At 40.2% G+C, this 11,826-nt stretch carries 15 protein-coding genes; 7 read left to right on the top strand and 8 right to left on the bottom strand.

Translation table 11 applies throughout. From position 1 onward, the window contains the following. Window positions 1-201: 201 nt before the first annotated feature. The 3 genes from rplS to trmD all read right to left on the bottom strand — a co-directional run bounded on the left by rplS (window position 202) and on the right by trmD (window position 1,762). Window positions 202-555: a 50S ribosomal protein L19 gene (gene rplS, locus NMS_RS00255; RefSeq protein ID WP_041494824.1), complete on the bottom strand. Its 354-nt coding sequence runs from the start codon at window positions 553-555 to the stop codon at window positions 202-204. Between the two features lie 123 nt (window positions 556-678). After that, window positions 679-1,032, bottom strand: a complete 354-nt coding sequence (locus NMS_RS00250; protein ID WP_041494823.1) for a T9SS type A sorting domain-containing protein — start codon at window positions 1,030-1,032, stop codon at window positions 679-681. Window positions 1,033-1,081: 49 nt separating this feature from the next. Further along, complete coding sequence (gene trmD, locus NMS_RS00245) at window positions 1,082-1,762, bottom strand: tRNA (guanosine(37)-N1)-methyltransferase TrmD (protein ID WP_041494822.1); 681 nt, start codon at window positions 1,760-1,762, stop codon at window positions 1,082-1,084. 258 nt (window positions 1,763-2,020) lie between these two features. On the opposite strand from trmD, the gene NMS_RS00240 reads away from it, so the two are divergent. Further along, on the top strand, window positions 2,021-2,455 hold the full coding sequence (locus tag NMS_RS00240; RefSeq protein ID WP_041494821.1) for a hypothetical protein: 435 nt from the start codon (window positions 2,021-2,023) through the stop codon (window positions 2,453-2,455). Between the two features lie 7 nt (window positions 2,456-2,462). Here NMS_RS00240 and NMS_RS00235 read toward each other — a convergent pair whose 3' ends face one another. Genes NMS_RS00235 through NMS_RS00225 form a run of 3 tightly spaced genes read right to left on the bottom strand, consistent with a single transcriptional unit; the run spans window position 2,463 to window position 4,371 of the window. Beyond that, window positions 2,463-2,924, bottom strand: coding sequence for a hypothetical protein (locus tag NMS_RS00235; RefSeq protein WP_041494820.1), 462 nt, complete (start codon window positions 2,922-2,924; stop codon window positions 2,463-2,465). A gap of 14 nt (window positions 2,925-2,938) precedes the next feature. Further along, window positions 2,939-3,406 (bottom strand): hypothetical protein, encoded by a 468-nt coding sequence (locus NMS_RS00230; protein ID WP_041494819.1) that lies wholly within the window; start codon window positions 3,404-3,406, stop codon window positions 2,939-2,941. 2 nt (window positions 3,407-3,408) lie between these two features. After that, the gene (locus NMS_RS00225) at window positions 3,409-4,371 is read right to left on the bottom strand and encodes a fasciclin domain-containing protein (protein WP_041494818.1); all 963 of its coding nucleotides are present in this window, start codon (window positions 4,369-4,371) and stop codon (window positions 3,409-3,411) included. Between the two features lie 170 nt (window positions 4,372-4,541). On the opposite strand from NMS_RS00225, the gene mnmA reads away from it, so the two are divergent. From mnmA to trhA, 4 genes are read left to right on the top strand one after another with little or no spacing between them, the layout of a single operon-like run. Next, a complete protein-coding gene (mnmA, locus tag NMS_RS00220) occupies window positions 4,542-5,720 on the top strand; it encodes a tRNA 2-thiouridine(34) synthase MnmA (RefSeq protein ID WP_041494817.1) in 1,179 nt (392 codons plus the stop codon). A gap of 9 nt (window positions 5,721-5,729) precedes the next feature. After that, window positions 5,730-7,319, top strand: coding sequence for a S8 family peptidase (locus tag NMS_RS00215; RefSeq protein WP_041494815.1), 1,590 nt, complete (start codon window positions 5,730-5,732; stop codon window positions 7,317-7,319). Next, window positions 7,320-8,273 (top strand): NAD(P)H-dependent flavin oxidoreductase, encoded by a 954-nt coding sequence (locus tag NMS_RS00210; RefSeq protein ID WP_041494814.1) that lies wholly within the window; start codon window positions 7,320-7,322, stop codon window positions 8,271-8,273. Beyond that, window positions 8,266-8,901 (top strand): PAQR family membrane homeostasis protein TrhA, encoded by a 636-nt coding sequence (gene trhA, locus NMS_RS00205; RefSeq protein ID WP_041494813.1) that lies wholly within the window; start codon window positions 8,266-8,268, stop codon window positions 8,899-8,901. The genes NMS_RS00210 and trhA overlap by 8 nt, the downstream gene beginning before the upstream one ends. Here trhA and NMS_RS00200 read toward each other — a convergent pair. Both NMS_RS00200 and NMS_RS00195 read right to left on the bottom strand, forming a co-directional pair. After that, window positions 8,898-9,566, bottom strand: a complete 669-nt coding sequence (locus tag NMS_RS00200) for a ZIP family metal transporter (RefSeq protein ID WP_041494811.1) — start codon at window positions 9,564-9,566, stop codon at window positions 8,898-8,900. The genes trhA and NMS_RS00200 overlap by 4 nt on opposite strands. Before the next feature lies 1 nt (window position 9,567). Next, complete coding sequence (locus NMS_RS00195; RefSeq protein ID WP_041497320.1) at window positions 9,568-10,374, bottom strand: class I SAM-dependent methyltransferase; 807 nt, start codon at window positions 10,372-10,374, stop codon at window positions 9,568-9,570. Window positions 10,375-10,418: 44 nt separating this feature from the next. Between NMS_RS00195 and NMS_RS00190 the strand changes: the two genes are divergently transcribed. Beyond that, on the top strand, window positions 10,419-11,570 hold the full coding sequence (locus tag NMS_RS00190; RefSeq protein WP_041494810.1) for a THUMP domain-containing class I SAM-dependent RNA methyltransferase: 1,152 nt from the start codon (window positions 10,419-10,421) through the stop codon (window positions 11,568-11,570). 61 nt (window positions 11,571-11,631) lie between these two features. Beyond that, window positions 11,632-11,814 carry a CAL67264 family membrane protein gene (locus NMS_RS00185; RefSeq protein ID WP_041494809.1) on the top strand — a complete coding sequence of 61 codons (183 nt, stop codon included), beginning with the start codon at window positions 11,632-11,634 and terminating at the stop codon, window positions 11,812-11,814. Window positions 11,815-11,826 lie beyond the last annotated feature (12 nt).

Raw genomic sequence — 11,826 nt, 5'->3', positions numbered from 1 at the left:
AATATAATGGGTTGATAGGGTAATTATGGGCATTTTTGCTTAGGCTTAGCACTTTGACTCTGTAAATACACTACTATTTTAAGGGTTGTTGTATTCTGAAGGACTTACGCTTTCGCGAAAGCGAACTTCTCATCCATTTTACAACGTAAAAAAACCGTCTTGGAAGTCCAAAACGGTTGTTTTTTAATAGATAAGCGTAGTTTATTTTCTACGAGCTTCTTTGATACGAGCTTTCTTACCAGTAAGTTCTCTAAAGTAGAAGATACGTTTTCTACGTACACTACCTGCTTTGTTCATTTCGATCTTCTGGATCGCTGGAAGGTTGAAAGGGAAGATACGCTCTACACCTACATTACCACTCATCTTGCGAATAGTAAAGGTTTTTGTAGCACCAGAACCTCTTACCTGTAGTACTACACCACGGAAGAACTGTGTACGGCTCTTTTCACCTTCTTTAATTTCATAGTACACTGTGATTGTGTCACCAGCGCCAAATTTTGGAAAGTCTTTCTTCTCGATAAACTCGTCCTGAACAAATTTTACTAAATCAGTCATCTTAATAGATTATGTGTTAGGTAAACAAACAACATTCACGAGTATCGTCAGAGGTTGATTTTTACGAGCTGCAAAAATAGGATTAATATCTATTCCTGCAAAATTTAATATGGATTTGAATGTTTATTGGATAATCAACTTCTTGACAAAGTTGGAACGGTCTGTATTTACACGCAAAAAGTAAATGCCAGAAGCAAGACTGGAAATATCAAAAATTTGAGTTTGTTTATTCAAACTACGCTCTGCCGTATAGACTTTCTTCCCTATGGAATTGATCACCACCACGTTGATGTTCTCGCTTTGCACGTTAGTAAAAGACAGTTTTAACACACCATCCTTAATAGGATTAGCGAGTAAGGTCATCTTTTCTGGCTTCTGGGAAACTAGAGTCATCTTCGGATTTCTATCCAAAAGTGGTAAGGCATCTACAGGAAATGCATAAACACCTAAAAGTAAAGAGAGTAAAAGTATTTTCATAAGTGTCTAGTTCACTGCAAAATTACAGTATTTATGTGATTTATCGGTATTAATGGTCGGTTAAAAGATCTGGTCTTCTGTTTTTTGTACGTGCATAAGCCTGATCTTCACGCCACTTGTCAATCTTAGGGAGGTTCCCACTTAAAAGAATCTCAGGAACTGAACTTCCTTTATACTCCGCAGGTCTTGTATAAACTGGCGGTGCTAGCAATCCATCCTGAAAACTATCTGTCAGTGCGCTGGTCTCATCGCTAATAACTCCTGGGATCAATCGTATGATAGCATCGCACAATACCGCAGCTCCCAGCTCTCCACCACTCAATACATAATCGCCTATGGAGATCTCTCTGGTGACTAACAAATCCCTGACACGCTGATCCACTCCTTTATAATGCCCACAAAGGATAATGATATTTCCCTTCATGGATAATTGATTGGCAATTCCTTGATTTAAGGTTTCCCCATCTGGGGTCATATAAATCACCTCGTCATAATCACGATCAGCTTTCAACTTTGCAATCATCTTGTCAATGGGCTCAATCATCATCACCATTCCTGCGCCACCACCATATTGATAATCATCAATCTGGTTGTATTTATTCAATCCGTACTTCCTCAAATCGTGCAAGTGCACTTCTACAATCCCTTTTTCAACTGCCCGCTTCAAAATAGATGCCTGGAAAGGGCTTTCTATTAATTCTGGTAGTACAGTGATAATGTCTATTCTCACGATTAATTTATTTGGGACAAAAGTACTTCTTCTAAAAACATGCCGAAGTGTGATATTCCATCAAATTCATAGAAATTTGAATCTATTAAAGTCTATAAGTGGGACTCTTGTTGAGGTAAAATAGTTTAATGAAAGCAGTGAGGTAAGGTTTATTTCGCTTTCGCGAAAGCGAAATCCTAACAGTCACTATCTTAAAAGAGAAGAATTGTTTGGTTTAACATTAAGAAAACAGCTAAATTCATAAACAAAACGAATCAAATGCAACCTATCTACCAACCGAATCATAATCTTGATTTATTAAGAACACTATATATAGTCAAAGCTTGTTTTAACTTCTTAGGGGTGCTGTTCTTTATTGTTTATGCACTGTTTGGATCTTTCATGTTCGGTTTTATGGACCAGGTTTCACATGAAGGTCAGAATACTCCATTTCCTATGCACCTCTCTTGGATCTTTGTGGTGATAGGTGTTGTGGGTGCTGTTATTTCTTTGGTTTTTGCGATAATTACCTTGATAGCTGCAAAGCGTATTAAGGAGAGAAAAAGCTACACTTTCATTTTTGTAGCTGGAATCATTAATTGTTTTACTGGAATGCTAGGGATAGGATTGGGTGTTTTTACCTTTGTAGAGCTGAATAAACCTCATGTGAAAGCTTTATTCCATCCAGAAGGAGGGCAAAAAATCGGCTTCTAGAACTGTTCTATTTGACAATATCCCTCATTATTTTTAAGTGATGATTTGTGTGAATCTTTAAGAACTTCACAGTTTCCTTAAGGTTCAAGGAACCAAACAAAGGATGCCTAAAATGAGACCATGCAGGCAATTTTGCAATAGAATTGACCTGATGAAAGGCGCGATCTGCTCGTTCTTCTATTTCTATTTTAGAAAGATGATCCGCGTCAGGTAAAACATGTTTTGGCGATTTTCCTTTACCTCTAGGAATCCACTTAAAGTTCATAATGACCAGTTTTGTCAAGTTGGTCTTAGGATTGAACTCTTCTTTTTTGGAGGTACGTAATGCCTCTGGGACTCCTTCTAGAATACGAAGGCAGTGATCTACATGCCAGTAAATACCTTTTTGAGAAATGTCTGAATTTTGAATATCTCCTTTCTCTAGATAAGTGTGTAGCTGGTCAAATTCTTTTTGTAATGGATTCTTCATGAGAAAGGTTTTGTCTAAACTACGTTTTCTATAGAACTTGTTTTACCGTTGAAGGTAAGTTCTTCTCCACATTGTTTTCCTTTTAATGATTTTCCTAGGGGAGACTCTATAGAAATTACATAAACCTCATGTCCTTCCACTACCACTTTTCCTAACCCAATGCAGATGTAAAAATTCCCGAGGCTTGAAAGTATTAAGGCTCCTTTATCTGCTTTAGTTAGTTGAGTTGTTGGGGAGATGCTTTTAAGCTTATTTTGTCTAGATCGTGCGTCTGCCCGCTGGCGTTTATACAACTCTTCTTGATTTTGAATCATTGCCATTCCAGTCTCATATTTATCTCCAGCACTGCTTTTTGTTTCGCTGGATTTGGCTTCCATCAGTTCGTCAAGACTTTTCTGGATGGTATCCAATTGAGATTGTACTAATGCCATACAAGCTTGATGCACCTGTTGCTTGAATTCTAAGAGCTCCTGATGGTTCATACTTAGTTTTGTCTCAGTACAAAATCCAGTTGGTGAATCACACCATTGAAGGCTGTAATATTAGTGGCTACAAGGTTAGTCGTCGTTCCAGAACCGTCTAGAATAGTAAAACCAGCGGTAGTGTCTATAGCAAAATTTCCTGTGCCCAAAGGGTTAATAGTAACCCCACTTTCAAAATCTTCTAGTCGCAATCGTTGACTGCCTAAAATGTGGTAGAGTAATTTATCGTCTAGGTTATTTTGATTCAAGACATCTTGAAAATTATTCAAATTATCATTAGGGTCAAATACGATCAGTGCAGTGAATCCCGCATTGCTGGGGGCAAAAACAGTAAATGGGGCAGACGCATCTGCATTATCAGCCAGAACGATACTTAAGCCTTCTTGATTCAATGCTGTCACCAGATTTGAGAAATTAGGATTGGCAGCGAGTAAGGTGACCACACTAGGTAATTCTAGAACTTGATCTACAACGTGAACCACACCATTACTTACTCTATTATCAGGCAATGTTACCGTGGCTCTATTGTTTATCTGTAGCGCATTTGAGGTTAGACTCACAAACGCATCCATTTGACTTGTATCTATGGAGGCTTGGGTTTTATAGTATTGCGAATTGAATTGATCAACCAGCCGGACTTCAGATTGCAGATGGTATAATAATAAGGTTCGCAATTCATCTTCTGGAATTGCATTCACACTGCCAAAACCATTTGCTTGAAGGAATACGTTAAACGCTGCGTCAGTAGGAGCAAACAAGGTAAAACTGCCAGAATTATCAATATTTTGTTCCAGTTGTGTTCTTGTGAGAGCTTCAATAAGAATCGAGTGATTAGGACTGTCAACAAGAAAATCCAATGCCGTGGGGCCATTGATCACATTACTATTGTCATCTTCATCCACACAACCTGTGAAAACAGAAATAAAACCGATTAGTAAGAAAACTTTAAATATGAAACTCCTCATTGATTGGCTTAATTATTAGTCCTGCAAAATAACGAAACCATTCTAGCGCTATTGTATAAATTACAACCAAAAATACTGTGCTAATTCTCTATAGACAGCCAGCTTTGCCCTATAGTTAAATTGAATATGTGGTTTTATGTCATCATCAGGATCTGCCGTATTTTTGCAGTATGGCAAAAGTAGTAATAGGACTTTCTGGTGGTGTAGATTCTAGTGTAGCTGCGCATCTATTGAAAGAGCAAGGGCATGAAGTCATCGGGCTGTTCATGAAAAACTGGCATGATGATACCGTGACCATTAGTGATGAATGTCCCTGGCTGGAAGATTCTAATGATGCCATGCTGGTAGCAGATAAACTAGGAATTCCTTTCCAGACGGTAGATTTGAGTGAACAATATAAGGAGCGTATTGTCAACTATATGTTTGATGAATATGCCCGTGGACGTACTCCTAATCCAGATGTCCTGTGCAATCGAGAAATCAAATTTGATGTCTTTATGGACATTGCCTTGGATTTAGGTGCTGACTTTGTAGCAACTGGACACTACTGTCAAAAGAAAACCACTACTGAAAATGGTCAAACGATTCATCATTTGATCGCAGGTGCCGATCCAGGAAAAGACCAAAGCTATTTTTTGTGCCAAGTTTCTCAAGAGCAATTAGCCAAAACCCTTTTTCCCATAGGGCATTTACAAAAATCTGAAGTGCGGGAAGTCGCTGCATCTCAAGATCTAATTACTGCAGGGAAAAAAGACAGTCAAGGATTGTGTTTCATAGGTAAAGTGCGATTGCCTGATTTTCTTCAGCAGCAACTTCAGCCTAAAACAGGAAATATTATTGAGATTCCAGCTCACCTGAGTGTTTCAAGAATGTCAGAATTGAGTACGGAGGATGAGGTTTTTTCGCTTTCGCGAAAGCGAACTTATCTAGAGTCTGAAGGAACTTTAAAAGGTCAGCATCAAGGCGCTCATTATTTTACACGTGGCCAGCGCCGTGGCCTCAATGTGGGGGGAACTCCAGAGCCTTTGTTCATCATCGAGACAGATGTTGAATCCAATACTATTTTTGTAGGTCAAGGGAAAGATCATGCCGGCTTATACCGCCGTGGGCTCTTCATTAAACCCGATGAAGTGCACTGGATTCGTACAGATTTGAAATTAGAGGTAGGAGAAACAATGCCCGTGATGGGACGTATACGTTATCGTCAACAATTGGAGCCAGCCACGCTGTATCAACGTGCTGACGGTCTTTATATGGTTTTTGACGACCCACAAAGTGCGATCTCTCCAGGTCAGTTTGCAGCTTGGTATAAAGACGAGGAGTGTTTAGGTTCAGGTGTAATTGCTTAAATTAGAATCATGATACGAATCGCACTGCTAGGGATAATGATATTGGTTTCTACCAGCCTAGTAGCGCAAGATTTGAATGCATGGGTTTATTTTAAGGATAAAGCAAATACCTCAACCTATCTTCAAAATCCAGGAAGCATGCTTACCCAGCGTGCTTTAGAAAGGAAACAGCGTCACAATATTTCCATTGATGACAGGGATGTCCCAGTGAATCAAGAGTATGTTGCTGGTATACAACGGCAGCCTGGAATAAGTTACCGTACTCAATCTAAGTGGTTCAATTGTGCTCATGTTACAGGGACGTTCGAGAATCTTCAACAACTAGAATCTTTAGATTACGTGCAGCAGGTGGTGTATTCTGACCCTAGTAAAAATGCTACGACAAGCAGTTTCAACAAATTTCAGGAAGATATTTTACTGCCTGCAAATTATGGGAATACTAGAAATCAGATAGAAATGATAGGTCTGGATGAGTTACACAATCAAGGCCATACAGGAAGCGGAATTATAATAGCAGTAACCGATAGTGGGTTTCCAAATGTGGATACAAATCGTGCTTTTGCCACAATTAGAACTGAAAGCCGAATCTTAGGCGGCTATGATTTTGTAGCAGGAAATGACAGCTATTTTGGCGATCACTTTCATGGTGCCCGAGTGTTGAGTATCATGGCAGGCCAAGTCAGTAATGGCGATGATCAATACGTTGGAACAGCTCCAGATGCCAGTTATTATTTATTCCGTACGGAAGATGATGCTAGTGAAACACCTGTTGAAATGAGCTACTGGGTGGCCGCTGCAGAGCGTGCTGATTCCCTGGGTGTTGATGTGGTAAATGTTTCTTTAGGCTATTTGGGATTTGATAATCCATCCGAAAGCTTGAACTATGAGGACATGAATGGTTCCTCCTTCATTTCTAGAGGAGCGACTGTTGCGACAGAAAAAGGTATGCTAATCGTTACAAGCGCTGGTAATTCTGGCAATAGTACTTTTCATCCATGGATTGCTGCACCCGCAGATGCTCCTGGTGTTTTTGCAATTGGAGCAGTTACTCCCTCAAGTAGTAAATCGAGTTTTTCCAGCATAGGTCCTACTAGGGATGGTCGCATTCGGCCTAGTGTCGCAGCACAAGGATCTGCTACCCAGCTGGTGGAAGAGTCTGGCGAGCTTAAATCAGGTAGTGGCACCAGTTATAGCGGCCCAATTATCGCCGGCGCCATGGCTTGTTTAATTCAAGCCTACCCACAATTATCTGTTGCAGAATTAATTGAAGCGGTACAGCAGACTGGAACTCAATCGGTAAGCCCAGACAACCAATTAGGTTACGGTATTCCAAATTTTGGAAATGCATTTAGAACCTTATCCCAACAAGAAATAACGACAGTATCAGACTTCAAATATTATGTAAAGGATAAGGTGCTGTATATTTTTTCCGCTCCAGGCGAAAGCGAATATCCTTTCCAGCTTTTCAACTTGCAAGGGCAATTAATACTTGAAACACAAATGGAGCAAGAAGATACGGTGGATTTAAGCCAATTCTCTAGCGGGCTCTACCTCTTTAGAAGTCATGGGCAGTCCGTGGCACATAAAATCTCATTATAAATGACCAATAGAATTACCCAACTCTTCAACATCAAATATCCCATCATACAAGGTGGGATGATCTGGGCAAGTGGCTGGAAACTCGCCAGTGCTGTTAGTAATGCTGGAGGGCTAGGATTGATAGGTGCTGGTTCGATGTACCCAGATGTGTTGCGCGAACACATTCAAAAAACTAAAAAAGCAACAAACCAACCTTATGGGGTAAATGTCCCGTTGCTATATTCAGATCTGGATGAGATTTTAGATATTATCATAGAGGAGCAAGTTCCCATAGTTTTTACCAGTGCAGGAAATCCTAAAACCTATACGCCTCAATTAAAAGCTGCAGGTATTAAGGTGGTCCATGTGGTGAGCTCAGTGAAATTTGCGTTGAAATCTCAAGAAGCTGGTGTGGATGCAGTAGTGGCAGAAGGTTTTGAGGCAGGTGGTCATAATGGTAGGGAAGAATCCACCACTTTTACCTTAATTCCTCAAGTTGCTAAAGCCATTGATATACCACTACTTGCCGCGGGAGGTATTGCCACAGGTAGAGGAATGCTTGCCGCAATTACCCTAGGTGCAGACGGTGTACAAGTAGGAAGTAGGTTTGTATGTACTCCAGAGGCCAGCAGTCATATGAACTTCAAAAAAGCTATAGTGGAAGCTGGTGAAGGTGATACACATCTTACATTAAAGGAGCTCGCTCCAGTACGAATGATGCGCAACAAGTTCTGGAATCAAGTACAAGAACTCTACAAGCAATCGCCATCTAAAGAGGACCTTACTAAATTACTAGGAAGAGCTCGAGCTAAAAAAGGAATGTTTGAAGGCGATATGGATGAAGGAGAATTAGAAATAGGTCAAGTGTCAGGACTTATAGATGACATTGTTCCTGCAGCGCAAGTAGTACAAGATATGGTTTCAGAATATGAAACCGCTAGAAAAGAGCTGATTCAAAAGTCATTGAATGCCTAGAGCTCAAACCGCACTGGAAGAGCGTTGGAATGTCATTACCCATGGCTTCGGATTTCTAGTTTTTGTTATTGCAAGCTATTTTTTGCTGACTGAAGCTGTTGAAAGCGTAGCGCCGTACGCGTTAATGGGAATTATTATCTATTGTGTATCGCAATTGTTTTTGTATGCGGCATCTACTTCATACCACTATGCCAAGCCAGAAAAAATCAAATGGACGCTTCGCAAAATGGATCATATTTCCATTTATTTTTCCATTGCGGGAACCTACACACCAGTTTGTCTCATAAGCTTAGAACAGACCAGCGGCTGGATGATACTAACAGCTGTTTGGAGCATAGTACTCTTCGGTACCATTTGGAAATTGTTTTTCACAGGAAAATTCGAGGCGTTTTCAAGCATCTTGTATTTAGTGATGGGATGGATGGTCATTATTGACGTAGGTGCATTGCAAGACGCTTTTAGCACAGCTGAAATGAACTGGCTGATTGCTGGCGGCATTTCCTTTTCCGTTGGGATTATATTTTATGCTTGGAACAGGTTGTTCTTTAACCATGTAATCTGGCATTTCTTTGTTTTAGGTGGGAGCCTAAGTCATTTGATAATGGTGTGGCTGATACTTACTACTTAAAGCAAAAAAGCCAAGAAAGCCCCAGCAAGCATGACTAACATTTTAGCAAGGTTGAATTGATGTCCATCGCTGGACTCCAGTATTAAAGTAGTTGAAACGTGCAGCACTATTCCAGCAACTAGTGCTTTAATAGGTAGCATGGCGTCCATAGAGAATTCCGCATGTTGGGCAATAAAACTACCTAATGGAGACATGATGGAGAACAACCCGATGACTAAAAGAATTTTCCACAACGAAGCTTTATTAGAAACAAGAAATCCAGTAAAAATAAAGGCTATTGGAATTTTATGAATAGCCACTCCATAGGTCATTCCGTCTGCCGTTTGAAGCGGCATTCCTTCTAGAAAAGCATGTATACATAGACTAACAAAAAGTGCATAAGGAAACCTAGCAACATCTTGATGTACATGCAAGTGTCCATGCTCCGCTCCTTTAGAGAAAAATTCGAGTATGATTTGTACAAAAACACCTGCGATTAAATAGATGCCATACCTCGCATCTCCTGTTTCATAAATTTCTGGCAGAAATTCTGTCGCAACGGCACTCAGTAAAAATGCTCCTGAAAATGCCAATAATAACTTCATGCGTTGTCGGGACACTTCCTTCACTAAAAAAGCAGCAAGACAGCCTATGAGTACCGCAATAAATGGTAATAAATAATTCATTTTAATAGGTTGCGGATTTAATAATCAGAATCAAACGATCAGAACTTGCTTCATCAAAAGGCTCCAATTGGTAATTGCCGTAAACGTTCTCTAATCGCATGCCAGCGGCAGCAAAGTAATTTTCAAAATCGGCAAGTGTCAAGGCCTGGACACGTTCGGTGAAATGATACCGGTTTTTATCGTCTACAAATTCAATGTCTTTGAAAATATAGCCGTCTTTGAATTTTCTAGTTTGCTGGAACACGATTCCTTTTTCTGTTTTTTCATCATACGGAACTAAGTGTTCTACTACCTTTTTCACGTTGAAAAAATCGATCACAGCCGCGCCCTCTGGCTTCAAACTTTTTTTAATAGCTTTTATGGTCTTTAAATTATCTGCAGGATCATCAAAATATCCGAAGCTGGTAAATAAATTGAAAATGGCATCGAACTTTGCAGGAAAAGGTTCCGTCATGTTGTGAACCTTAAATTTGATACGATCTAGATCCACGGGACCTGTACCTAGTTCACCTAATTCTAGATTTCCAGATTCTATGTGGTTTAATTTCGCTTTCGCGAAAGCGATACTACTCTCACTCAAGTCCACACCAGTAACGTCATAGCCTAATCTGTTCAAGAAAATGCTATGGCGGCCACGACCGCAGGCCAGATCTAAGATTTGAGCTTGTGGCTGTAACCCTAGATGTGATGTGAGGCTTTTCATAAACTCTCCTGCTTCCTTATAATCTCGATCTCTATAGAGAATGTGGTAATAAGGTGTGTCAAACCAACTGGCATACCACGTGATCGGTTCTTTTCTATCGCTCATAGGAGGCAAAAATACCTTAATTTTGCCGGTCAAATCCCTAGAGAATGTCGCAAAATTTTAAGATGATCGCCAAAACCCTTTTTGGCCTAGAAGAAGTCCTGGAACAGGAACTCAAAAATCTGGGCGCCATGGACGTGGAAAAAGGCGTGCGAATGGTCAGTTTTAAAGGTGATCAAGGATTTATGTACAAAGCTAATATGATGCTGCGCACAGCGATTCGTATCTTGAAGCCTATCCACAGCTTCCGCGCGCGAAATGAGGTGGATTTGTACGACGGGATTTATCAAATGGACTGGTCAAAATATTTGACGCCGCATGATACGCTGGCGGTGAACGCCACAGTTTCTTCTCAATACTTTAATCACAGTCAATACATCGCTTTAAAAACAAAGGATGCGATTGTGGACCAACTGAGAGAGAAATACGGCCGTCGTCCAGATGTAGATACAAAACAACCAGATTTACGAATCTCTGTACACATCAATGATCAAACCGTAGATGTTTCCCTGGATAGTAGTGGTGAACCCTTGTACAAAAGAGGTTATCGCGATCAGACTAATGTGGCTCCTATTAATGAGGTGCTCGCCGCTGGACTTATTTTATTGAGCGATTGGGATCAACGCTCAGAATTTATTGACCCGATGTGTGGTAGTGGGACCATAGCCATTGAGGCTGCAATGATAGGAGCTAATATCGCTCCCAATATCAACCGTACTGAATTCGGTTTTGAGAAGTGGCCCGATTATGATAATGCACTATTTGAAAATATTCAGGCAAGTTGCTTGAAAAAAATACGAGGCTTTGATGGTAAAATCATCGCTCGCGATGCAGATGGTTACACGGTAGAGAAAGCACTGGAAAACGTGAAGAATGCAAATCTAGAAGACTTTGTAAGTGTGGAAAAAGGTGATTTTTTTAGAGATCATCAAAGCGCTCAATCCTTTTTGATGTTCAACCCGCCTTATGATGAACGATTGGAAATCAATATGGAGGAGTTCTATAAGGAAATAGGAGACACCTTGAAATCGAGATATACCGGCAGTACGGCCTGGATGATTACAGGAAATCTAGAAGCGTTAAAGCACGTAGGTTTGCGTCCTTCTCGCAGGATCAAACTATTTAATGGAAAGCTAGAGGCGCGACTTGTCAAGTATGAGATGTACCGTGGTTCTAAAAAAGCGAGCAAGCAGGATTAAAAATGGATTTGTAAGTAAAAAGAGGCAAAGTTTATATTTAGCAGGTTAAAGAAAGAAGATTATGGCAATGAATAAAAATGGAGTTCTAGGATGGGCAACTTTAATTATGATTGTAATAGGTATTGCATTGATTGCAATGGGAGCCTTCCGTTATCGTGATATTGCAGGTTATGGTTTTGCATCTGTTGGTATTGGTTTTTTTGCCATCGCTTGGGTGTTTAACGCTTTGAAAGGAAGGGTTTAGTGCAACGTACCA

The sequence above is a fragment of the Nonlabens marinus S1-08 genome, from assembly GCF_000831385.1.
GTDB lineage: Bacteria > Bacteroidota > Bacteroidia > Flavobacteriales > Flavobacteriaceae > Nonlabens > Nonlabens marinus.
Note: the sequence above shows the minus strand (reverse complement) of the source record. Positions and strands in the feature narration are given on the sequence as shown.